A 21,493-nucleotide genomic window follows, 5' to 3' on the forward strand; every position below is an offset into this window, starting at 1 on the left:
GGGTCGCGGCCCCAACCCCAAGGAGCAAACCATGTCCGACGAGCTCGTTTTCTATACCAACCCGATGTCGCGCGGCCGGATCGTGCGCTGGATGCTGGAGGAGGTCGGGCAGCCGTATCGGACCGAGGTGCTCGAGTACGGCACGACGATGAAGGCGCCCGCCTATCTGGCGATCAACCCGATGGGCAAGGTCCCGGCGATCCGCCACGGCGACACGGTCGTCACCGAGGCGGCGGCCATCTGCACCTATCTCGCCGATGCCTTCCCGCAGGCGAACCTGGCTCCCGCGCCGGGAAGCCGCGAGCGCGGCCCCTACTACCGCTGGCTGTTCTTCGGCGCCGGCCCCGTCGAGTCGGCGATCTCCAACAAGGCCATGGGCTTCCAGGTTCCCCCCGAGCGGGCCGGGACGGTGGGCTATGGCAGCCTCGACTCGGTCCTCAACGCGCTCGAGAACGTGCTGTCGAAGGGCGACTACCTCACCGGTGACCGGTTCACCGCCGCGGACGTCTACACCGGTTCGCAGATCAGCTGGGGCATGCAGTTCGGCAGCATCGAGAAGCGTCCGGTCTTCGAGCGCTATGCCGCACGCATCAACAGCCGCCCCGCCGCCATCCGCGCCCGCCAGATCGACGACGCACTGCTGCCGAAGAAGTAGCCGTCACCTCGGAGCTCGAGCCAGTCCCCGGCGGAACCGCTGGCACTGATGATGTGGGCCCTCTGATGGGCCCGCCTCTCAGGCGGGAGCGGAGCGGACCAGCAGGAGCACCACGGTGAAGTGGAGCACCGCGCCGACGATGGTCAGCGCATGGAACACCTCGTGGTAGCCAAACACTCCGGGCCGGGGGTTCGGCCGCTTCAAGGCGTACGCGAGCGCGCCCGCCGTGTAGGCCACCCCGCCCGCGAGGATGAGCGCGAGCTGCGCCGCCCCGAGCGAGCGGTACGCCTCGCCCATATAGGGCACCAGCGTCCAGCCCACCCCGACGGCGAGCGCGGCTGTGATGGCTTTGGGTGCGTTCACCCAGAACAGCGACTGCAGCACTCCCAGCAGCGCGCCGGCCCAGATGGCACGCAGCAGGCTGTTGCCCACCGCTTCCGGCAGGCCGATGAGGGCCACGGGCGTATAGGTGCCCGCGATGAGGATGAAGATGGACGCATGGTCCATCCGCCGCATCCATGCCCGCGCGGGCACGGACCAGTTCACCCGGTGGTAGGTCGCGCTCACTGCGAACAGGGTGATGAGGCTGACGGAGAACAGCGCCGCCCCCGTGGCGGCCCGCGCGCCAGGCGCCATGGAGACGAGAACGAGTCCCGCCCCCAGTGCCACGGCGGCCGCGAACTGGTGCAGCACTCCCCGCATCCGGGGCTTCCCGCCCACGGCCTCCGCGGCGCTCATGACCGCGCCTCGGCCTCGAAACCCGCGATGGCGAAGACAGCGAAGCAAGCGGCGAGGTACACGAGGACTCCCTCTTCCACGGCGGGTTACCGCCGAGTAACTTTCGGTCCGGTAACCTACCCAAGCGTAGGTTCGAGGTCAACATGGCCAGGAAACAACGCCTGTCGGGTGCGGAGCGCCGGGTGCAGTTGATGGAGGTAGGACGGTCGGTCTTCGCCTCGCACGGCTACGAGGCGGCCTCCATCGAGGAGATCGCGCAGAAGGCGGGAGTGTCCAAGCCCATCGTCTACGAGCACTTCGGTGCGAAGGAGGGCCTGTACGCGGCCATCGTGGACCGGGAGATGGACAACCTGGTGGCGCGCGTATCGGAGAGCATCGCGAAGGGCATCCCCCGCGAGCGCTTCGAGGCCGCGGTGATGGCCTTCATGACGTACGTGAAGGAGGAGCCGGCGGGGTTCGCCGTGCTCACGCGCGACTCGCCGAACGACGAGGCCCGGCGAGGATTGACGCGCGTCATCGACGACCTGGCCGAGCGCGTGGGAGACATCTTCCAGAGCGAGTTCGAGCAGGCGGGCTACAACCCGAAGGTCGCGCCCATCTACGCCAACGCGCTCGTCGGGATGGTCACCCAGGTGGGACAGTGGTGGGCGGCGGAGGGCCGCGCCTTCTCCATCGACCACGTGGCGCGCCACGTGGCCGCACTCGGCTGGATGGGGCTGAGACACCTGCCGAAGGACCCGGTCCCGCCCGGCGCCAAGAGTGGGACGAAGCGGCGGGGCTGAGCCGTGCTCCCGCCAGGGACGCTGACGCGCCGGAAACCCTCGCGCGTCAGTCCTCCAGCGATTCACAGACTTCATTGAATCGGGACAGACGTGCATGGTCGGCGAGGTACATGCCGTCGTCCTGCGTCCATGGACCGTTGAAGAGCCGTCCACTCCAGAAGCCCACCGAGTCGTTGATGCGCTCGTATTCGATCGTGAAGACCTCCGAGCCCAAGGAGAGCGTGAACTCCAGCGTGTTCTTCGAGGGTCTCTGGACATCGGCGATGCGGTAGAAGCTGCTGTCCGGGCCACCGACGATGATGAACTGGGGCCGGATGTCGCGGCTCTCATCGTTGGCCAGCGAGAGATGGATACCGAAGAACGACTCGCCCGAGCAGCCATGCACGTAGGTGTAGTTCTGCCCACTCTTGCGGAGCAGACTCAGTGACCGGGTAGTATTAGGAATTGGTTTTCCTGTAGGTGACTCCAGGCGTCAACTACCCTGACACAGGGGAACAGCGACCCCATCCATCTCAAGCTTCCTTCTATTCGCGTTGCCGCAGCGTCAGATAAACGCTATTCGTTAGACTAAAGGACATATGCGTAGAGATCCAGAAGCCCAATTGATAGACTCGTTGCGTCTCTTTCTTGAGAAGAAGAATCTAATCAATGCATCGGAATCTCATTTCGGCCGAGACAATGACGAGCGCGCGGATATCGAACTGGTTTTGAACCGCGCAATGTGGCCAGTGGGCATGCCGACGAAGATATTGCTTGAAGCAAAGTCCAATCATTCCACCGACTCTGCGAATACGATAAATAAGCTATTCGGTCAACTTCTCAAGGAAACCGGAAAAGTCTCCCGAGATGCATGGACCTCATCGTCGTTCTGTCTTGGGGTCCTTATTCCGTCAGATCCTGGCGAATGGGAAACACTCAAAGGCAAAAAAAAGAAAGCGGGTTCAGGCCTTGATTACTATAGGGAGGGCTTTTCTAGGATTCCACGCCATATATTTGATGCGTTCGGTGGATTGGTGAATGCCAGGTATGTATTCTCATATTCGGAAAGCCTAAAATCCCTATCGGTATTCACGTGGTCTGGCTTTCGCAATTCAGAGGAGCCATTCTTGAAATTCAGCATTATTGACGCGCCGCCCAAACGCAGAACGTAAAATGCTCGGATGAAGACCGACGCAAGAAAGCGCTCGGAGGAGGCAGCAGCTCGACGAAACTTTCGACGTCGATGCTCCGCCTGTTCCGAGACATAAGGAAGTAGTCCATGAGGAACAGCCTCTCTTCCAACACCGAGTGGAGGCAGTGGGGATGGAACCCGAGTTCTTCCAATACCCTCACCCCGTCCCTCTCCCGGAGGGCGAGGGGTGATTGGCTCCACGGATGATTGGTTCCGCGGAGTGTTTGATCAGGAGTGATTCTTCACACGTACCCGAAGCGGCGGCGCAGGAACCACTCGGTGCCCAGCAGCCCCACCAGTGCCACCAGGTAGTACCAACGGTCCCACAGCGGCCGATCCTTCGCCCGGCCCACTTCCACCACCGGCGGGTCCAGCAACGGCACGTCATCCGGCAATCCATCCATCGGCAGCCGGAACGCCTTGCCTCCCGTGTACTTCGCGATCTGCTCCATCAGCTCCGGCCGCACCGACGCGTCCGACAGCTCCGGGCCCACCGCTCGCACCGCCACCGCGTCCTCACCCTTCCCCAGGTCCGTCTCGCCCTTCTTCGCCGTGGCCACCAGCTTGTACGGCCCCGGTGCCGGCGGCGCGAACTCCAGCCGCACCACTCCGTCCGGACCCGTCTGTCCCGTCTGCACCGCCACCGGCTTCTGCGAATCCACAGACACCAGTTCCACCCTCACCTGCGCGTCCTGCGCCGGCTGGTAGTCCGCCGTCCTCGAGGACACCACCACCCCCACCGCCTTGCCCGGCTCCACCGCGGGAGGATCCGCCGTCACGTTCAGCGTCGTCAGGTCCGGATCCCTCACCAGCCACCGCAGCGCGTTGCTCCAGAACCGGTCATACGCTCGGCTCGGCGAGCCTCCCTTGTGCGCCGTGAAGGCCCAGTACCAGCTCGCGTCCGTCGCCACCACCATCGACCGGCCTCGCCCGTAATCCCACACCGCCACCAGCGGCGCGTTCTTCCCGTCCACCGTCATGAACGGATGGTCCAGCAGCACCGTCGCCCCATTCTTCGCCCGCGTCTGGTTCGCTCCCGGAATCGTCGGCAGCTCCGCCCATACCGTCTCCGTGCCCGCCCCTCCCGACGCCATCGCCGTCACCGGGTGACGCATTCCCTCCGGCGTCAGCCGCGCCTTGAAGGGCTCCACGTTCGCTGGACCCGCTCCCTCCACCGGCAGCGTCTCGTACAGCGTGGGCATGCTCGCGCGGCCCTCGCCCAGCACGCTGTCTCCTCCAATCATCACCAGCGCACCGCCGTTGTGCACGTAGCGCTCCAGGTTGCGCTCGTACTGGGCAATCGACAGCGACGTGTCCGTGTATCCAAAGTTCTGGAAGATGACGACGTCGAACGTGTCCAGCTTCGTGTCGAAGATCTCCTCCATCGGGAAGGGAATCAGCGACAGCTCGCGCTCCTGGCTCACCACTCCCGGGTCGTCCGACATCGTCCGCAGGATGTAGAAGGACACCAGGTCCACGTTCGCGTCCTGCCTCAACAGCCCACGCAGGAAGCGCTCGTCCCACGACGGCCGCCCCACCACCAGCAGCACGCGCACCCGGTCCCGAATCACCTTCAGCACGAACGAGCGCGTGTTGTTGTCCCCCACCGCCTCGTCCGGGAACACCGGCATGCTCACCGTGTACACGAAGCGCCCCGTCTGGTCCGGCGTGAAGGTGAAACCCACCGGCTTCATGTCATCCGAGGACTCGAAGCGCACCGACTTGCTCGCCACCACCTTCCCTTCCTGCTTCAGCACCACCGGCACGTCCTGCCCCGAGAAGCCCCGGCCGTGTACCTCCACCTCCACCGTGATGGAGTTGCGCACGAAGGCGAAGTCGTCCACCTTCACCCGATCCACCGACAGGTCCTTCAGCGCCTCGCGCCCCACCAGGAACGTGGACACCGGCACGTTCAGGTCCGCCAGCGCCGCTCGCGCCCGGCCCACCGCTCCTCCCGCCAGCTCCACGTTGTCCGCGCCGTCGCTCACCAGCAGCACGCCGCCCAGCTTCTTCGTCCCCTGCGCCCCCGCTCCCACCGAGCGCAGCGCCGACAACAGGTCCGACGTCCCCGCCCGCGCCGGCTCCTTCGCCAGCGCCTCGGCCGACGTGGGCGACAGCTCCGGATCGAATCCGTACACCTCCACCGTGTACCGGTCCTGCAACCCCGCCAGCCCCGGCGCCGCCTTCTCCAGGAAGGCCGCCGCCTGCGCCGAGCGCGTCACGCCTCCCGGCTCCACCGGGAAGTTCATCGAGGCCGAGCGGTCCACCAGCACCGCCAGCCGGTTCTTCATCCGCGCCACCTGCAGGTTGCGGATGCCGGGCTCCAACAGGAAGAAGAGCGCCGCCAGCGCCGCGCCCGCGCGCAGCGACCACAGGGCCCACCGCCGCAGCCGCGCCGGCTCCCGCCGCACGCCCCACGCCGCCAGCCCCACTCCGAGCGCCAGGCCCACGCCCAGCAGCACCAGCACCCATACGGGCAGCGGCGAGAGGCTGACGAGCTTCCAGGCATTGAAAGGCGTGGTGTCCATGAATGAGTCGGGGGCCTCGTGTCAGCGGCGCTTGTTGAGGATGAGGTTCAGGTGGACGGCGTCGTCCTTGTAGTCCAGGCAGAGCGCGTACATGCAGAGGTTCACTCCCAGCCGCACGGCCAGCTCGCGCTGGGGCTCTCCGCCCGGGGAGACGTCGAATTCATAGTCTCCCGCCTCGCTGCGGTTCCATGCCCCGGCCAGGTCGTTCTGCGAGTACATCACCGCCGCCCGCTTTCCGAGGTTCGCCGACAGCAACTGTGGCTTGTTGAGCAACCGGCCCGGCGCCGAGTCCAGCAGGAAGAAGCTCTTGAAGACGACATGGCTGGAGGGCACCGGGGTGAGCGGGCTCTTCGGCAGCACCCGCGCCAGCTCGCGGCGGAAGCTGGCGTCGAAGCCCTCCCCGTCGCTGCCGTCATTGGCGTCCGCCAGCAGGAAGCCGCCAAACGTCAGGTAACGCCGCAGGTTCTCCACCTCCGCCTCACTGAAGGGCGGAAACGCCCCGTCCCCGCCCAGGTACAGGAAGGGGTAGTCGAAGAGGTCCGGACTGGAGAGGTCGAAGGGCCGGGCGTCCGGCAACACCTCCACCGAGGTACGCCGCTGGAGCTCCCAGGCGATTCGTCGGAGCCCCGACAATCTCGTGTCCCACCGGCCACCATGCCGGGCCACGGCGGGGATGAAGCGGCTCTTCTCTCCGAAGGCGGACGCACGTCCGGACAGCAGCGGGACGAGCGCCGCGCTCCCGAGCAGGAGGGTACGACGGCTGAGGGGGCGCACGGGCATAGGGGGTTCTATATACCGTCGACGCGCCCTTGCATTCCCCGCTATAGAGTTCCCCCATGGCGAAAGGCGGACAGACGCCGAATCCTGCTTCCCCCCGGATGCAGGCGGCGTGGAAGCTCAAGGACTCGGGGGACGTGCTCTCCGCCCGGCGTGAGGCCGAGCGCATCCTGGCGGACAACCCCACCCCGGAGGACAAGGCGCAGGCCGAGGAGCTGCTGCGCCGTGCCTCCACCGCTCCCGCGCTCTACGGCTTCGCCATCCTGGCCGCCGTCCTCCTCGTGCTGCTCGTGGTGCTCGCCGCCACGCGCTACTAGGACACCGTCGTGGACTCGTACCTCGAAGCCCTCAAGGCCTACCAGACGTTCAACCCCGCCGGCTGGGTGGCCATCTACCGGCTGATGCCCATGTGGGCCGGCATCGTGAGCTGTGTGGTGGGCCTCGCGATGCTGCTCTTCGGGGGAGGCCGCGTCTTCCGCATCGTGGCCGGGCCCCTGGGGGCCCTCATCGGCCTGGCGTGGACGAGCGTACTGTTCACCAAATTCGGCATGTCCATGGACCCGCGCATGCCCGCCGCCACCGCCGCGGTGCTCGCCGTGCTGGGCTTCATCTTCCCGCCCGCCATCATCTACCTCGGCGTGGGTGTCCCCATCGGACTGCTGGGCGGGCAGATCGCCGGCCCCAGCGACTTCCTCGTCGGCTTCGCGCCCGGCCTCATCCTCGGCGGCCTCGTCGCCGCGGTGCTGCACCGCCACGTGGCCGCCATCATCGCCTCGCTGCTCGGCGGCTGGCTGCTCGTGCTCGGCGCCATGGCGGCCCTGCACCAGTTCGGCGGGCTCGTCAGCGCCATGGCCAGCCAGCCCTGGGGCCTCATCATCGCCGCGGGCCTCTTCGCCATCGCCGGCAGCGTCTATCAGATCGCCGTGCGCCCCTCGCCCGAGGAGGAGGAGCGCCAGCTCGCCGAGCGCCAACGGTTGAAGATGCGCCAGGCCGAGCTCAAGGCCACCGAGAAGCGCTGGAGCGCCCCCCGGGGCGGCAAGTAGCCGGGCTGGAACCAGCCTTTACCTCCACCGGGGCCGCGCATACAGTCCGCGCCCCCCTCCACCCCCCCGGGACGAGCGACACCCATGGGCCAGGCCAGACGCAAGGAGAAGAACCCCGAGAACCGGGACTCCAAGAGCCCGGAGGCCGATAGCGCTCCCGCCGCGGACGCCGAGGCCACCGTCGCCTGGAAGAAACCCGAGGGGTTGTCCCGCCGGGGTTGGGCGGTGCTCGCCGCCATCATCCTCGCCATCCAGTTCCCGCTCATCCACTACGCCCTCTTCCGGAGTGAGCCCGCCACCACCGCCACCGTCCCCTACAGCCAGGACTTCTCGGACCCCAACGTGGTGCAGCGCGACTTCTTCTCCACTGGCGGCCACTGGCGCGTGGTGAACGGGCAGCTGCTCTCACCGGGTGTGAAGAACAACCCGCTCTGGCTCCAGGCGAAGCTGCCGCGCGACGTGGCCGTCGAGTTCGACGTGCGCTCCCAGTCCCCAGAGGGCGACATCAAGGTGGAGATCTTCGGCGACGGCTCGGACCATGCCTCCGGGTACATCCTCATTCACGGCGGGTGGAACAACTCGCTGTCCATCATCGCGCGGCTGGACGAGCACGGCGCGCCCCTGGACGCGCTCCAGCGTCAGGCGCGGCAGGTGGCCGAGCAGAATGGTGGCAAGGGCTCGGGGCTGGTGGAGACGGGCGTGTTCAGCCAGAACACGCACATGCGGGTGGAGGCCCGGCCCTACCCGGTGGAGATCGGCCGCACCTATCACTGGCGTATCGAGCGCAGGGGCTCGCTGTTACGCTGGTCCATCGATGGGAAGCCCTTCATGGAGTTCGATGACCCGCTGCCGCTCGAGGGCAAGGGTCACGACCGTTTCGGGTTCTCCAGCTGGGAGGCCCAGCTCTTCTTCGACAACCTGAAGATCGAGCCGCTGTAAGGCGGTGGCTCGAGGGTTGGCGGCGAACCAGGAATCAGAGGTCACAACGTGCGCAGAGTGGGAATCTTCGGCTGGGGCGTGGTCGCTCCCAAGTCCCGGAACATCGAGGCCTTCGAGAGGAACCTCGCATCGTCGGAGAGCTGGCTCTCCCCCTTCAACGGCTTCGGTCCGGACAACTTCCTCGTCGGCAATCCGGACTTCGACTTCGCGGAGTACAAGCCGTGGATCGACGCCCGCTTCCCCGCCACGCGCTATGCCCAGCTCGAGAAGAAGATGGGCATGCCGACGAAGATGGCCATTGGCTCCTTCATCCAGGCGCTGGGCCAGAACCCCGGCCTGGAGCAGGAGCTGCAGGCGCTGGGCGCGCGCTCCCACGTCTACGTGGGCACCGGCCTGGGAGATCTGCCGACCATCCACGACATCACCCTGAACCTGCACCGCGCCCAGCGGCGGTGGGACCGGTTCTGGGCCTCGCCCGAGCGCAACGGCACGCTGCGCCGCTGGCTGGAGACGCGTGAGCCCCTGCCCGGCCTGCCTCCCGAGCCCTCCACCGTGGACGAGGCCGAGCGGGACGTGGCCGAGGAGAACTGGTGGCACTTCTGGGCCGGCCAGTCCCCGGAGCTGCGCGAGTACCTCGCCGAGCAGAAGGAAATCGAAGGCCTGGGCGTGCAGCAGGGCGGCAACGTGGAAGCCGCCAAGCTGGCCGTCATCAAGGAGAAGCGGACGCGCAACCAGCGCCTGCAGAAGAAGTGGAGCGCCCCCGAGCCGCCGTGGAACGCGGTGCCGTCGGAAATCCTCTGGAACATCCACAACACCCCCGCGTCGCAGATTTCGATGATGGGGAAGATCACCGGCATGACGTTCGCGCCGGTGGCGGCGTGCTCGTCGTTCGGCTACGGGCTGAAGCTGGCGCTGGACGCCATCAACTGCGGCGACGCGAAGGCCGTGGTGATGGGGATGACGGATCCTCCGCCGCACCCGCTCACGGTGGGTGGCTTCTACAACGCGCGCGTGGTGAGCGCGGACGGCGCGGTGTCCAAGCCGCTGACGCAGCTGCGCGGCACGCACGTGGCCGGTGGCTCGGTGGTGTGGATCCTCGGGGACCTGGAGCACTTCACCGCCAAGGGCTTCAAGCCGCTGGGCATGGAGCCCATCACCGTGGGCGTCACGGCGGACGCGGACCACATCATCACGCCCTCGAAGGAGGGCCCCACCGTGGCCATCCACGAGGCGCTGCGCAAGGCGGGCGTGGAGCCGTCCGAGATTGGCAGCTGGGATCTGCATGCCACCGCCACCCCGGGTGACTACCTGGAGGTGGAGACGTTGCGCGCGGTGCTGCCCGAGACGGTGCTGGTGACGGCGCGCAAGGGCACCTTCGGCCACGGAATGGGCGCCGGTGGCGGCTGGGAGCTGACGGCCCAGTACCTCGGCTACGCCCGGGGCCAGGTGTTCCCCACGCCGCTGTCCGAGGAGGAGCTCAACAAGGACATCGGCCGCGTGCACCCCCGCTACGTCTTCGACAAGGCGGTGGCCACTCCCCAGGGCTGCGCTGGCAAGCTCTCCATGGGCGTGGGCGGCATCAACGCCTGCGTCATCTCGCGCCCCTGGCGCTGAGCGCGGAGCGGCCCTACCCGTAGTGGGGTCATGGCCGCTCGTGTTCGCGCTCCCGCGGTGGCGGGCTCCTTCTACCCCGCCACCTCCTCCCTCCTCGCCAGTCAGGTGGACCAATGGCTGGAGCAGGCGTCCGCCTGTCCGCCTCCGTCTCCCGCGGCGCTCATCGTCCCCCATGCCGGCTACATGTACTCGGGCCCGGTGGCCGCGAGCGCCTATGCCTGCCTGCGCGCGCTGAAGGGCCGGGTGAGGCACGTGCTGCTGCTCGGGCCCTGCCACTTCGTCCTGCTCAACGGGCTGGCACACCCGGACGCCGAGGCCCTCCGCACCCCGCTCGGAGACGTGCCCGTCGACGGCACGCTGCGCGCGCGGGCCGAGGCCACCCCGTACGTCACCGCCTCGGACCTCGCCCACCGCAAGGAGCACTCGCTCGAGGTGCAACTCCCCTTCCTCCAGCGCGCGCTGGGAGACTTCGAGGTGCTGCCGCTCGTGGTGGGCTCCGCTCCGCCCGAGGAGGTGGCCGAGGTGCTCGACACGCTCTGGACCCAGGACGTGCTGCCCATCATCAGCTCCGACCTGTCGCACTACCTGCCCTATGAGCTCGCCCGGCGGGTGGACCGCGAGACGGCCGATCACATCCTCCAGCTCGAGGGGCCCCTCGAGGACGATCGCGCGTGCGGCGCGGCGGCCATCAACGGCCTGCTGCTCGTGGCGAAGCGCCGGGGCCTGAACGCCGAACTGCTCGATCTGCGCAGCTCGGGGGACACCGCCGGAGACAAGAGCGAGGTCGTCGGCTACGGCGCGTTCGCCTTCTACCCGCGGGCCTGAGTCATTCGATCCACACCCCATCGTCCTCGGCGTGCACCTTCTCGATGCGGATGCCCATCATCTCGTCCAGCAGCTCCTTCGCCAGCTCGCGGGACTCGCGCGTCAGCTCCGAGCGCCCCTTGTCCCGCCCCTCGTTGTAGAGCCCGAGGATGATGCGGCTCGCGAGCACCACCGACTCGTACAGCTCCTGCTTGTCCCGGTCCGACATGCGCCGGTCCTGGAGCCCCTTGGCGATGGCCGCGTTGATCTGCTGCAACATGGATTGCCGCTGCACGCTAGTCAGCTCCTGGCCATTCTTGAGCACGTAGAACGAGGCCGCGAAGAAGGAGTTGAAGGCTCCCGCCAGGTTGTTCTTCAGCAGCGTCTCGTCCTGTTGATCCAACGTCTGCTCATGGGACTTGAGCAGCTGTGTCAGGGCGCCCTCGAGCCCCTCGCGCTCCTCCGAACCGAGCGACTTCACGCTCTCGGCGAGCCGCTTGGGCACGGTGGGGCCTGTCACGGTGCGAAACGAGGACACCGAGAGCGGCAGCAACGGCGGGTCCTCTCCTTCGGGAGGAGGGTTCTTCCGGCGCTCGGCACTGGCCTTCCACTGCTTCTGGAAGGCGGGCCTGAAGTTGCCGTGGATGAAGACGTTGCTGTCGTAGTGTCTGAAGGGACTGAGGGACGGTGCGCCCTCCGGCCTCGCGGCACCGAGCAGGAGGAGTCCCGCCAGCATGACGGGAACCATCCTGAAGAAGCTATTCATCTCCCCCTCCACAAGGTGACGGGAACTTAGAGCCTACCGGACGCGACAACCCTCTCCCTCCGGCCCCTGCTCCCGGTCGGCGCGGAGCATCATCGGAAAGGATGGGAGCGAGCAAGCAAGTCTGCTAGCAGCGTCCCCATGCGGCTCACCCTCCACCGTGGCGTCAGCCTCGCCGTCCTCGCCTCCGCCCGTACCGAGGCCGAGCACCACGAGGACCTGGGGTGCAGCATCCAGGGCCCCACCTCGAGGCCCGTGCGGCAAGCCCATGTCCCCCTCAAGCAGCGGCTCGCCGAGCTGGGGCCGGAGCGATCGCTGCGCGAGGCGAAGGCGCTCGTGCGCTGGCTGGAGGAGACGCCCGGCTATGCCGCGCTCTGCGACGAGGGCCGGCGGCGCGGAGGCCGGCGCCCGCTGCGTCACGAGGTGCTCTTCCCCAACGCGACGCGGCACAAGCCCCGCGTCCTCCACCTGCGCCAGGAGGAGCTGGGACTCGATTTCCCCGTGAAGTCCGGCGAATGGCCGGCCCTCGCCGAGCTCTTCGCGTCGCTGGCGCGCGGTGCCACCCGGGCCGAGCTGCGGGCCCTCTCCGCCGTGCCCGCCGTGGGGGAGCTGCTCGCGGACATGTCCAGCGCGGGCTGGCTCGTGCGCCACGACGGCCCCGTGGACGTGCCCGCTCCCGGCGCCCTCTTCGTGGGCCACAACACCGTGCTGGTGTCGAGCACCCAGGCGCGCGTCCTGGTGGACCCCTACTTCCGCCCCGCGAGCCGGCTCGACCGGCCGGACTATCCGCCCATGCAGCCGAGGGACCTGGGCCAGGTGGACGCGGTCGTCATCACCCACTCGCATGGAGACCACTTCCACCTGGGCTCGCTGCTCCAGCTCCCGCGCGACACGCGCATCTTCGTCCCGGCGGTGGAGCGGGAGAGCCTCTTCTCCACCGACTGCGTGCTGCGGCTGCGACAGCTCGGCTACACCCGCGTCGAGGCGCTGCGCTGGGGCGAGGAGCGGCTCGTGGGTGACATCACCGTGCGCGCCCTGCCCTTCCACGGCGAGCAGCCCACCGACGGCGAGGGCCTCTACCCGGGCCTCTTCAACGAGGGGAACACCTGGCTGGTGCGCGCACCGGGCTTCTCCGCCGCCTTCTTCGCGGATGCCGGACACGACGTGCGCGGAGACATGCGCACCGTCTGCCGCGCGCTGAGGAAGGAAGCGCCCGTGGACGTGCTCTTCTGCGGCGTGCGCGGCTTCCGGCTCGAGCCCCTCTTCTTCGGCTACACCACGCTGGACGCCTACCTCGTCGACGTGCCCGTGGAGTCGCTCGGGAAGCCGCAGCAGCTCATGGCCGGGCCAGAGGAAGCCCTGCATTACGGCGAGCTGCTCGGCGCGCGCTACGTGGTGCCGTGCGCGGACGGGGGCGCGCCCTGGTACTGGCGCGAGGGCATGGGCCCGCGTTACCCGGGCTACCCGGGCGAGCCGGTGAGTGGCGCCAGCACGAGGGACGAGAATCCCGACGCGGACCCATATCCCGAGCGGTTGAAGCAGGTGCGCCGGCAGGTGGGTCACGGACCCCAGGCACTGCTGATGCGCCCCGGAGAGGCCCTCGCCTGGCGAGGCCGCACGGCACCGGAGCTGGTCCGGTACCCGGGCTTCGAGTGGCCCTTCGGCGGCATGCCGGCACGGCGCCGGGCGTGACACACCCGCTCAAGTGCCGGGAGTCTGGGGGGCCTGGGGCTCGAGCTCCCGGAGGGGCTCCTCGGGGAAGGACTGCAGCTTGAGCAGGCCCGAGAGCAGGTGGAGCTTCTCGTGCACCGACTCGTTGCTGAACTCGTGCAGGTCCATCAACGCCTGGGCGTAGTCCGTGAGCGCGCTCAACCACTCGCGCAGACTCTCCTGGCTCGTGGGTTTCGCACGAGCATCCTCGATACGGGCGAAGGCCTCGTGCAGCCTGTCGGCGGCGTCGTCCAGGTGCTTGGGAAGTGCCATGGTCGTCTCCCTCCGTCCCCACACCATGAGAACGCCCCGCCCCCGGGTGCCAGGGCCACCGCCCATGCTGGAGGGCCCGGCGGACACGCCGCGAGGCGCTCCGACGCCCCGTGGGAGCCCGGCGGCCATGCACTCACGCGCGCCAGGCCGATGGGCGGGCATCCGAGCCTCCACCTCCGGCCACAGCATGCAGCGCCGTTGGAGCGGACGAATCCTCCACCCTCGTGACGCGGTCCGTCATGGCCGCGACGAAGGATGAGGAGACGACCATGAAGGGACGCGAGCGCGTGTGCAAGAAGCACATCAAGCAGGCGGGCTGGAGCATCGCCAACGAGGGCCAGCGGGAGCGGGGCTACCACCTGGAGCTCCACGGCCCGCGCGGCGAGCAGATGAAGGTGGATGCGCCCAGCAAGGCCCGCGCCTACCGCCACGCGGAGCGGCAGGTGAATGGCTCGGAGCCGGGAACGGCGCTCTGGGCGAACCCGAGTTGATGTCACCCGCCTGGGGAGCGGCCGGGCAGGCTGGCGCCACCGTGGACCGTCCTGCCCCCGGAAATCCCCATCCCTAACCTCCCTGCCAGGACACCGAGGGCGTGGAATGACCGTTCAACAGACCGACAATCCGACCGAGGGGCAGGACAGCAGCCAGGACTCCTCCAGGCCGTTGAGCAAACCGAGCAAGGCGCCGCCTCCGATGCAGGCGGACCAGCGCCCTCCCATCGAGCGGGGCGCGCACCTGCTCGCGCTCAGCACGCTCAAGAACGCGGAGATTCCCTTCGTGGTCGCGGGCGCCTATGCGCTGCACCTCTATACGGGCATCTACCGCGACACCAAGGACCTGGACCTCTTCCTCAAGCGCGAGCACGTGGAGCGCGCCATGGAAGCCCTGGGCTCCATGGGCTTCCAGACGAAGATGCATGATCCGGTGTGGATCGCGAAGGCCTACGCCAACGACGAGTACTTCGCCGATCTCATCTTCAGCTCGGGCAACGGCGTGGCCATCGTCGATGACCACTGGATCGACGCGGCCCACCCGGGCGTCATCCACGGGCTGCCCATCCTCGTGGCGCCACCCGAGGACATCATCTGGTCCAAGGCCTTCGTCTGCGAGCGCGAGCGCTTCGACGGCACGGACATCAACCACCTCATCCTCGCGCGCGGCAAGCAGATGGACTGGAAGCACCTGATGCGGCGGTTCGACCCGCACTGGGAGGTGCTGCTGGCCCACGTCACCTTCTACCGCTTCAGCTACCCCGGCCAGAGAGACCACGTGCCCCGCTGGGTCTGGGACGAGCTGCTCGAGCGGGCCCGCAACCAGCACAACGAGCCCGAGAAGAAGAAGCTCTGCCGGGGAATGTTGATCGCCAAGGGGCAGTACAACGTGGACGTCGAGCACTGGGGTTACACCGACGCCCGCCTCGAGGAGGTCGCGACGTTCCGCGACTACCACGAGCCGAAGAAGGACTGAGGCACACGACGAGCCCCTTGCCTGGCAGGCCGTTCACCCCTAGCAAGGGGGCTCCTCGCTCCCCGGAAGCCGTGCCCCGATGTCCCTCTCCACGCTGTGCCTGCGCTGTGGCCTGTGCTGCGACGGCACCCTCTTCACCCATGTCCCGCTCCGGCCCACCGAGGCCGGGCCCCTGAAGGCCCTGGGCCTGCCCGTGAAGGAGCGCGAGGACGGCACGCCCATCCTCCCGCAGCGCTGCGCCGCCCTGGAGGGACGCACCTGCACCGCCTACGCCCAGCGCCCCGAGGGCTGCCGCCGCTACCACTGCCACCTCTTCAGCGCGCTCTCCGAGGGAGAGGTGTCCCTCCAGGAGGCGCTCTCGGTGGTGGACGGGGCTCACGCCCTGCTCGCCGCCGCGGGTGGAGAGAAGGGCCCCGAGCTGGAGGACTACCTCGACAAGCACTTCCGGGGCCGGCACCGGCGCTACACCGCGCAGTAGCCCGCCCGCTCACCCCTTCGGGTTGGCCACCAGGTCGAAGTCCGGAATGTGCTCGCGCATGTACTCGCGCATCCGGTTGATGAGCGCCGCTTCGATCTGCCTCGCCCGCTCGCGGCTCACCCCGTACTTGTCACCGATGTCCTGGAGCGTCAGCGGCTCGTCGGAGATCAGCCGGTTCTCGAAGATGTAGCGCTCCTTGCCCTCGAGCGACTTCGCGAACTCCTGCATCTTCTCGCGGAACAGCGCCTTGAGCTGCTCGTTGCCCAGCCGCTCCTCGGCGCCCACCGACGAGGACGGCAGGAAGCGGTCCGCCCGCGTCGCCCCCGAATCGTCCCCTCCCACCGGCGCGTCCAGCGACATCTCGTCGTGGCCCAGCCGCTGGTCCATCTCCACCACGTCCTGCTCGGTGACGTCGAGGCGCTCGGCCAGCATCTTCGGCGTCACCTCGAAACCCTGCGCCATCAACTTGTCCTGCTCCTGGCGCAACTTGAAGAAGAGCTTCCGCTGGGCTTCCGTCGTCCCCAGCTTCACCATCTTCCAGTTGTCCATGATGTAACGCAGGATGTAGGCGCGTATCCACCATGCGGCGTAGGAGCTGAGCTTCACCCCGCGCTCGGGGTCGTACTTCTTCACTGCCTGCATCAGCCCGATGTTGCCCTCCTGCACCAGGTCCAACAGTGACAGGGGGTTGCGGTGGTACTCGTGGGCCAGCTTCACCACCAGTCTCAGGTTGGCCGCCACCAGGCGGTAGGCCGCCTTCACGTCCCCCGTGTCCCGGAAATGCCTGGCCAGCGACACCTCCTCCTCGCGGGAGAGCAGGGGGTGGCGCTGCACCTCGTTCATGTACGCCTGGAGGGGGTCGGTCCGGGCCAGCCCCGTCTCCCCCGCCTTCACCAGGGCCGCCCTGGGGGGGCTGGGAGCCTCCTCCACCTCGGCCTCCACCTCCTCCAGCTCCTCGGGGGCGGGCTCCAGGGCGTCCGGTTCCGGCTCGGCGGATTCGGCCTCCTCGACCTCGGCCTCCTCGGGGGGCGGGGCAGCGGCGGGCCGCTTCGCCCGGGTCCGGGTCCCTGTCCCTCCCGTCTTCTTCCTCCCAATCGCCATGAGGAGTTCCTTAAGCAAAGTGAGCCGATTGTTGCCAGAGCCTAATGCAGGGGTTATGCCCCAAGCTTGATGAGCGACATCCAATCTCCGGAGCAGCCGGAAACCACTGCCGAAGCCCCGTCGCGCCCCGCCGAGTACGTCGCGGACGTCAGCTTCGATGACCTGAACCTGTCCGAGCCCCTCCGTCGCGGCATCGCGGACCGTGGCTATACCAACCCCACCCCTGTCCAGGCCAAGGCCTTTGGCCCCGTCATGGCGGGCAGGGATCTCATCGTGCGCAGCAAGACCGGCACCGGCAAGACGGCCGCCTTCGGCCTGCCCCTGCTGGAGAAGATTTCCGCCGAGGACAAGAAGGTACGCGCCCTCATCCTCTGCCCCACCCGCGAGCTGGCGCTCCAGGTGTCCGAGGAGCTGGCCGCCCTGGGCAAGCACAAGGGCGTCAAGGTCGCCGCCATCTACGGCGGTGCCTCCATGAAGCAGCAGGAGGACGCCCTCGAGGAGGGCACGCAGATCATCGTGGGCACGCCCGGCCGGGTGTTCGACCACATCAACCGCGGCAACCTCAAGCTCGAGGGCTGCACCCACGCGGTGCTGGATGAAGCCGACGAGATGCTCAACCAGGGCTTCTACGAGGAAGTCACGCGCATCCTCGACCGCCTCCCGAAGGACCGGCAGGTGCTGCTCTTCAGCGCCACGGTGCCCACGGACATCCAGAACCTGATCGCGCGTTACACCACGAACGCGGAGACGCTGCTGCTCTCCGGCGACGTCTTCACCGTCGAGCACATCCACCACATCCGCTACGACGTGTCGGACGCGCTGCCCAAGCCGCGCAACCTCATCTACGTGCTGGAGGCGGAGGAGCCGCCCAACGCCATCATCTTCTGCAACACCCGCGATGACACGGCGCTGGTGACGGCGGTGCTCAACCGCAACGGCTTCGACGCGGAGCTGCTCAACGGAGACCTGCCGCAGAAGGAGCGCGAGCGGGTGATGGGCAAGGTGAAGCGCGGGGAAGTGGCCTTCATGGTGGCCACGGACATCGCGGCGCGCGGTATCGACATCTCCGGCCTCGAGTACGTCATCAACTACTCGCTGCCCGAGGATCCGGCCGTGTACCTGCACCGGGTGGGCCGCACCGGCCGCATCGGCAACAAGGGCACCGCCATCAACCTCTTCTCCGGCCGCGAGCTGGCCACGTACACCACGCTGGAGAAGAAGTTCGGCATCAAGTTCGAGAAGCGCCAGATGCCCGCCCCCGAGGAGGCCATGCGCCTGTGGGCCGAGCGCCACGTGCGTGAAATCCGCGAGGCCGCCTCCGGTGCCATCTTCGAGGGCTTCCTGCCCCTGGCCGCGCAGCTCAAGGCCCGTCCGGACGCGGATGACCTGATGGCCTTCCTGCTGAAGTACTTCTTCAGCCACCTGCGCATGGAGAAGGTCCAGGCCGCCCAGCAGGCCGAGCGCGGCGAGCAGCAGGAGGCGAAGCCCGAGGGCCGCCGCAAGGAGCGTGAGCGCGACCGCGAGCGTCCCCGTGACCGCGAGCGGGATCGGGACAAGCCGCGCCGCGAGGAGCGCCGGGAGTCCCGGGGTGAGGGTGAGTCGCGCGAGCGCGGTGAGCGGGGCGACAGGCGCCGCCGTGACCGTCCCGAGCGGAGCGAGCGTGGCCCTGCGTCCTTCGAGGCCGGCCCCGGCGAGGTGAAGCTGTGGGTCAACCTGGGCACCGAGGATGGCCTGGGGCCCGGCAGCATCGTCACCGCCCTGGAGGAGGCTGGCGCCCCCGCCAACAAGGTGGTGCGTGCCGACCTCAAGCCCGGCTTCTCCTACGTCTTCATCGCCGAGGAGGACCTGGCGGGTTTTGAGGCCCTCACTGGCAAGGCGTACAAGGAGAAGACGCTGAAGGTGGAGAAGAGCCGGCCGCGCGGCGAGCGCGATCCGAACCGGCCGCCGCCCTCTCCCGACGCCGGCCCCGGCGAGGTGAAGCTGAAGTTCAACATCGGCATGGACGATGGCCTGGACGAGGCGAAGTTCATCGCCGCCCTGGAGGCCGCTGGCGCTCCCGCGGGCAAGGTGAACAAGGCGTTGCTCCGCCCCGCGTACGGCTACGCCTACGTGCCCGAGTCCGAGTCCGAGGCCTTCGAGGCGCTCACCGGCAAGCAGCACGGCGAGAAGGCGCTGAAGGTGGACAAGCACCGGCCGCGTGGCACGCGCGAGCGTCCGCCGCGCCGTGAGCGCACCGAGCGTCCCGAGTCCACGCCCGAGGTGCCCGGCCAGGCACGCCTGTGGGTGGGCCTGGGCCGCTCCGAGGCGCAGGACGAGGCCGCCGTCACCAGCACCCTGGAGTCGATGGGGGCGCCGGCGGGCAAGGTGCAGCGCGTGGAGCTCAAGCCCACGTACGCGTATGTCTTCGTCGCCGACGAGGACGTGCCGGCCTTCGAGGCCCTCAACGGCAAGCAGCACGGCGAGAAGACGCTCAAGCTGGAGCGGGCCCGCCGCCGGTAGCCAGCAGGCGAGGACTCCCTCGCAAACCCCCTCTCCCCCCGGGAGAGGGTGGGGGTGAGGGTGTCTGTCCCCGTGCTCCAACCCGTGGAACACGGTGGGTCGAGGGTTCAACCCGGGATCCGGGCACCCTCACCCCGTCCCTCTCCCGAGGGGAGAGGGGATGGAAAAATAATCGAAAATCCCATGTCGATCTCGCCGGCCCTCGTTCGACGTCAGGGTAAGAGCCCGGGAAAAACCCCGGCATCCACCCACGAAGGAGCGACGCGATGAAGGTCATGGTTCTGGTCAAGGCCACCAAGGACAGCGAAGCGGGCGCCATGCCGAGCACGGAGATGCTGGCGGCCATGGGGAAGTACAACGAGGAGCTGGTGAAAGCCGGCATCATGCTCGCTGGCGAGGGGCTGGACCCGAGCGCCAAGGGCGCGCGCGTCCGGTTCTCCGGCACCAAGCGGACGGTGATCGATGGGCCCTTCACCGAGACCAAGGAGTTGGTCGCCGGCTTCTGGATGTGGCAGGTGAAGTCGATGGAAGAGGCGATCGAGTGGGTCAAGCGCTGCCCCAACCCCATGCCCGGGGAGAGCGAGATCGAGATCCGCCGGGTGGTCGAGTTGGACGACTTCGGTCCCGAGCTCACGCCCGAGCTCCGGGAGTCGGAGGAGCGTCTGGCCGCGGAACTGGCCGCGAAGAACGCGAAGAAGTAGCCGGAGCCGGAGCAACCCCGTTCTTGCACGGGCGGCCGAAGCTGTTCTGATCGGCCGCCATGACGGCCACCGAGACGCAACGCGCGATCCACGCGGTCTGGAGAATCGAGTCGGCCCGGCTCATCGCCGGTCTCACGCGGTTCGTGCGAGACGTCGGTATGGCCGAGGAGCTCGCACAGGACGCGCTCGTCGCCGCGCTCGAGCAGTGGCCCACGTCGGGTGTTCCGGAGAAGCCGGGCGCCTGGCTCATGGCCACCGCGAAGCGCCGGGCGATCGATCAGTTCCGCCGCAACAAGCTGCTCAAGCGCAAGCACGAGGAGCTCGGCCACGAGCTCGAGACCGAACGGACACCGGACCTCGAGACGGCGATCGACAATGACGTGGGCGATGATCTCCTGCGCCTCATGCTCATCGCGTGTCATCCGGTGCTCTCGACCGAGGCCCGCGTCGCGCTCACGTTGCGGCTGTTGGGAGGACTGACCACCGAGGAGATCGCCCGGGCCTTCCTGGTGCCGGAGCCCACGGTGGCCCAGCGAATCGTCCGGGCCAAGCGGACCCTCTCCGAGGCGCATGTCCCCTTCGAGGTTCCCCGGGGGGAGGAGCTCGCCGCGAGGCTGTCATCGGTGCTGGAGGTCGTCTACCTCGTCTTCAACGAGGGCTACTCGGCGACCGCCGGTGACGACTGGGTCCGGCCCGCGCTCTGCGAGGACGCGCTCCGTCTGGGCCGCATCCTGGCCGAGCTCGTTCCGGAGGAGCCGGAGGTCCACGGTCTCGTCGCGCTGATGGAGCTCCAGGCCTCGCGGCTGAGGGCGCGGGTGGGCCCATCGGGAGAGCCCATCCTGTTGATGGAGCAGAACCGTGCGCGCTGGGATCGCCTCCTCATCCGCCGGGGGCTCGCGGCGCTGGAGCGGGCCGGAAAGCTCGGGGGCGAGCGGGGCCCGTACGTGATGCAGGCCGCGATCGCCGCCTGTCACGCACGGGCGCTCACGCCGGAGCAGACGGACTGGGCCCGCATCGCGGAGATCTACGAGGAGCTCGCCCAGCTCACGTCCTCGCCCGTCGTGGAGCTGAATCGCGCGGTCGCCGTCTCGATGGCGTCCGGTCCCGCGGCGGGACTGGAGATCGTCGATGCGCTGACCTCGGAGCGCGCGCTGGAGGGCTACCACCTCCTGCCGAGCGTGCGAGGGGATCTGCTCGCGAAGCTCGGACGCCTCGACGAGGCCCGTGCGGAGTTCGAGCGCGCGGCCTCGCTCACGCGCAACGTCCGCGAGCGCCAGTTGCTGCTCGAGCGCGCGGCCGCGTGCACCACGACCCCGAGCGAGTGACGTATCCACGAAGTCCTGGGACATGCTCCGAGGACCCGTGGATGTCCCCTCTCCCTCTGGGAGAGGGCCAGGGTGAGGGTCTTCCCCGTAAATCCGGGAATATTCTTTTTCTGGGATGGCAGGCC

At 68.2% G+C, this 21,493-nt stretch carries 21 protein-coding genes; 14 read left to right on the plus strand and 7 right to left on the minus strand.

The features are described 5' to 3' along the window. Nucleotides 1-31: 31 nt before the first annotated feature. Complete coding sequence (locus tag BO221_RS06155; RefSeq protein ID WP_073559307.1) at nt 32-655, plus strand: glutathione S-transferase family protein; 624 nt, start codon at nt 32-34, stop codon at nt 653-655. A 78-nt stretch (nt 656-733) separates the two neighbouring features. Here BO221_RS06155 and BO221_RS06160 read toward each other — a convergent pair whose 3' ends face one another. Next, nucleotides 734-1,393, minus strand: a complete 660-nt coding sequence (locus tag BO221_RS06160; protein WP_073559308.1) for a hemolysin III family protein — start codon at nt 1,391-1,393, stop codon at nt 734-736. A gap of 143 nt (nt 1,394-1,536) precedes the next feature. Between BO221_RS06160 and BO221_RS06165 the strand changes: the two genes are divergently transcribed. Continuing rightward, on the plus strand, nt 1,537-2,175 hold the full coding sequence (locus BO221_RS06165) for a TetR/AcrR family transcriptional regulator (RefSeq protein ID WP_083680763.1): 639 nt from the start codon (nt 1,537-1,539) through the stop codon (nt 2,173-2,175). Nucleotides 2,176-2,221: 46 nt separating this feature from the next. Here the strand turns inward: BO221_RS06165 and BO221_RS06170 are convergent, their stop codons facing one another. The 3 genes from BO221_RS06170 to BO221_RS06185 all read right to left on the minus strand — a co-directional run bounded on the left by BO221_RS06170 (nt 2,222) and on the right by BO221_RS06185 (nt 6,654). Beyond that, complete coding sequence (locus tag BO221_RS06170; protein ID WP_073559309.1) at nt 2,222-2,560, minus strand: hypothetical protein; 339 nt, start codon at nt 2,558-2,560, stop codon at nt 2,222-2,224. 1,028 nt (nt 2,561-3,588) lie between these two features. Then, nucleotides 3,589-5,874 (minus strand): glutamine amidotransferase, encoded by a 2,286-nt coding sequence (locus BO221_RS06180; protein WP_073559311.1) that lies wholly within the window; start codon nt 5,872-5,874, stop codon nt 3,589-3,591. Nucleotides 5,875-5,895: 21 nt separating this feature from the next. Next, on the minus strand, nt 5,896-6,654 hold the full coding sequence (locus tag BO221_RS06185; RefSeq protein ID WP_073559312.1) for a DUF4159 domain-containing protein: 759 nt from the start codon (nt 6,652-6,654) through the stop codon (nt 5,896-5,898). 56 nt (nt 6,655-6,710) lie between these two features. Here BO221_RS06185 and BO221_RS06190 point away from each other — a divergent pair, with 56 nt between their 5' ends. The 5 genes from BO221_RS06190 to amrB all read left to right on the plus strand — a co-directional run bounded on the left by BO221_RS06190 (nt 6,711) and on the right by amrB (nt 11,072). Next, complete coding sequence (locus tag BO221_RS06190; protein WP_073559313.1) at nt 6,711-6,968, plus strand: molecular chaperone DnaJ; 258 nt, start codon at nt 6,711-6,713, stop codon at nt 6,966-6,968. A gap of 9 nt (nt 6,969-6,977) precedes the next feature. Continuing rightward, on the plus strand, nt 6,978-7,694 hold the full coding sequence (locus BO221_RS06195) for a hypothetical protein (RefSeq protein ID WP_073559314.1): 717 nt from the start codon (nt 6,978-6,980) through the stop codon (nt 7,692-7,694). 84 nt (nt 7,695-7,778) lie between these two features. Further along, nucleotides 7,779-8,633 carry a hypothetical protein gene (locus BO221_RS06200; protein WP_073559315.1) on the plus strand — a complete coding sequence of 285 codons (855 nt, stop codon included), beginning with the start codon at nt 7,779-7,781 and terminating at the stop codon, nt 8,631-8,633. Between the two features lie 48 nt (nt 8,634-8,681). Then, the gene (locus BO221_RS06205; RefSeq protein WP_073559316.1) at nt 8,682-10,247 is read left to right on the plus strand and encodes a beta-ketoacyl synthase N-terminal-like domain-containing protein; all 1,566 of its coding nucleotides are present in this window, start codon (nt 8,682-8,684) and stop codon (nt 10,245-10,247) included. Between the two features lie 30 nt (nt 10,248-10,277). After that, nucleotides 10,278-11,072, plus strand: coding sequence for an AmmeMemoRadiSam system protein B (gene amrB / locus BO221_RS06210; RefSeq protein ID WP_073559317.1), 795 nt, complete (start codon nt 10,278-10,280; stop codon nt 11,070-11,072). Nucleotide 11,073: 1 nt separating this feature from the next. On the opposite strand, the gene BO221_RS06215 is transcribed toward amrB, so the two are convergent. Beyond that, on the minus strand, nt 11,074-11,817 hold the full coding sequence (locus BO221_RS06215) for a DUF6683 family protein (protein ID WP_073559318.1): 744 nt from the start codon (nt 11,815-11,817) through the stop codon (nt 11,074-11,076). Nucleotides 11,818-11,955: 138 nt separating this feature from the next. Between BO221_RS06215 and BO221_RS06220 the strand changes: the two genes are divergently transcribed. Further along, nucleotides 11,956-13,506 (plus strand): MBL fold metallo-hydrolase, encoded by a 1,551-nt coding sequence (locus BO221_RS06220; protein ID WP_073559319.1) that lies wholly within the window; start codon nt 11,956-11,958, stop codon nt 13,504-13,506. A gap of 9 nt (nt 13,507-13,515) precedes the next feature. Here BO221_RS06220 and BO221_RS06225 read toward each other — a convergent pair whose 3' ends face one another. Continuing rightward, complete coding sequence (locus BO221_RS06225) at nt 13,516-13,797, minus strand: hypothetical protein (RefSeq protein ID WP_073559320.1); 282 nt, start codon at nt 13,795-13,797, stop codon at nt 13,516-13,518. Between the two features lie 269 nt (nt 13,798-14,066). Here BO221_RS06225 and BO221_RS06230 point away from each other — a divergent pair, with 269 nt between their 5' ends. The 3 genes from BO221_RS06230 (at nt 14,067) to BO221_RS06240 (ending at nt 15,742) form a co-directional block, all read left to right on the plus strand. Beyond that, a complete protein-coding gene (locus BO221_RS06230) occupies nt 14,067-14,288 on the plus strand; it encodes a hypothetical protein (RefSeq protein WP_143195283.1) in 222 nt (73 codons plus the stop codon). 106 nt (nt 14,289-14,394) lie between these two features. Next, complete coding sequence (locus BO221_RS06235; RefSeq protein WP_073559322.1) at nt 14,395-15,264, plus strand: nucleotidyltransferase; 870 nt, start codon at nt 14,395-14,397, stop codon at nt 15,262-15,264. Between the two features lie 79 nt (nt 15,265-15,343). Continuing rightward, a complete protein-coding gene (locus BO221_RS06240; protein ID WP_073559323.1) occupies nt 15,344-15,742 on the plus strand; it encodes a YkgJ family cysteine cluster protein in 399 nt (132 codons plus the stop codon). Between the two features lie 9 nt (nt 15,743-15,751). Here the strand turns inward: BO221_RS06240 and BO221_RS06245 are convergent, their stop codons facing one another. Then, nucleotides 15,752-16,843 carry an RNA polymerase sigma factor RpoD/SigA gene (locus tag BO221_RS06245; protein ID WP_073559324.1) on the minus strand — a complete coding sequence of 364 codons (1,092 nt, stop codon included), beginning with the start codon at nt 16,841-16,843 and terminating at the stop codon, nt 15,752-15,754. 69 nt (nt 16,844-16,912) lie between these two features. On the opposite strand from BO221_RS06245, the gene BO221_RS06250 reads away from it, so the two are divergent. The 3 genes from BO221_RS06250 (at nt 16,913) to BO221_RS06260 (ending at nt 21,368) form a co-directional block, all read left to right on the plus strand. Continuing rightward, nucleotides 16,913-19,342 carry a DEAD/DEAH box helicase gene (locus BO221_RS06250; RefSeq protein ID WP_073559325.1) on the plus strand — a complete coding sequence of 810 codons (2,430 nt, stop codon included), beginning with the start codon at nt 16,913-16,915 and terminating at the stop codon, nt 19,340-19,342. Nucleotides 19,343-19,608: 266 nt separating this feature from the next. Then, nucleotides 19,609-20,043 carry a YciI family protein gene (locus tag BO221_RS06255; RefSeq protein ID WP_073559326.1) on the plus strand — a complete coding sequence of 145 codons (435 nt, stop codon included), beginning with the start codon at nt 19,609-19,611 and terminating at the stop codon, nt 20,041-20,043. A gap of 59 nt (nt 20,044-20,102) precedes the next feature. After that, complete coding sequence (locus BO221_RS06260; RefSeq protein ID WP_073559327.1) at nt 20,103-21,368, plus strand: RNA polymerase sigma factor; 1,266 nt, start codon at nt 20,103-20,105, stop codon at nt 21,366-21,368. The last annotated feature ends 125 nt before the right edge of the window (nt 21,369-21,493 follow it).

This window comes from Archangium sp. Cb G35 (assembly GCF_001896145.1).
GTDB classification, from domain to species: Bacteria; Myxococcota; Myxococcia; order Myxococcales; family Myxococcaceae; genus Archangium; species Archangium violaceum.

Bases quoted from the DNA above. Each gene is read 5' to 3' on its own strand.
- BO221_RS06230 (WP_143195283.1), top strand. From the start codon at position 14,067: ATGAAGGGACGCGAGCGCGTGTGCAAGAAGCACATCAAGCAGGCGGGC.
- BO221_RS06260 (WP_073559327.1), top strand. From the start codon at position 20,103: ATGACGGCCACCGAGACGCAACGCGCGATCCACGCGGTCTGGAGAATC.
- BO221_RS06240 (WP_073559323.1), top strand. From the start codon at position 15,344: ATGTCCCTCTCCACGCTGTGCCTGCGCTGTGGCCTGTGCTGCGACGGC.
- BO221_RS06235 (WP_073559322.1), top strand. From the start codon at position 14,395: ATGACCGTTCAACAGACCGACAATCCGACCGAGGGGCAGGACAGCAGC.
- BO221_RS06245 (WP_073559324.1), bottom strand. From the start codon at position 16,843: ATGGCGATTGGGAGGAAGAAGACGGGAGGGACAGGGACCCGGACCCGG.
- BO221_RS06155 (WP_073559307.1), top strand. From the start codon at position 32: ATGTCCGACGAGCTCGTTTTCTATACCAACCCGATGTCGCGCGGCCGG.
- BO221_RS06160 (WP_073559308.1), bottom strand. From the start codon at position 1,393: ATGAGCGCCGCGGAGGCCGTGGGCGGGAAGCCCCGGATGCGGGGAGTG.
- BO221_RS06200 (WP_073559315.1), top strand. From the start codon at position 7,779: ATGGGCCAGGCCAGACGCAAGGAGAAGAACCCCGAGAACCGGGACTCC.
- BO221_RS06255 (WP_073559326.1), top strand. From the start codon at position 19,609: ATGAAGGTCATGGTTCTGGTCAAGGCCACCAAGGACAGCGAAGCGGGC.
- BO221_RS06190 (WP_073559313.1), top strand. From the start codon at position 6,711: ATGGCGAAAGGCGGACAGACGCCGAATCCTGCTTCCCCCCGGATGCAG.
- BO221_RS06215 (WP_073559318.1), bottom strand. From the start codon at position 11,817: ATGAATAGCTTCTTCAGGATGGTTCCCGTCATGCTGGCGGGACTCCTC.
- BO221_RS06165 (WP_083680763.1), top strand. From the start codon at position 1,537: ATGGCCAGGAAACAACGCCTGTCGGGTGCGGAGCGCCGGGTGCAGTTG.
- BO221_RS06185 (WP_073559312.1), bottom strand. From the start codon at position 6,654: ATGCCCGTGCGCCCCCTCAGCCGTCGTACCCTCCTGCTCGGGAGCGCG.
- BO221_RS06220 (WP_073559319.1), top strand. From the start codon at position 11,956: ATGCGGCTCACCCTCCACCGTGGCGTCAGCCTCGCCGTCCTCGCCTCC.
- amrB (WP_073559317.1), top strand. From the start codon at position 10,278: ATGGCCGCTCGTGTTCGCGCTCCCGCGGTGGCGGGCTCCTTCTACCCC.
- BO221_RS06250 (WP_073559325.1), top strand. From the start codon at position 16,913: ATGAGCGACATCCAATCTCCGGAGCAGCCGGAAACCACTGCCGAAGCC.
- BO221_RS06225 (WP_073559320.1), bottom strand. From the start codon at position 13,797: ATGGCACTTCCCAAGCACCTGGACGACGCCGCCGACAGGCTGCACGAG.
- BO221_RS06180 (WP_073559311.1), bottom strand. From the start codon at position 5,874: ATGGACACCACGCCTTTCAATGCCTGGAAGCTCGTCAGCCTCTCGCCG.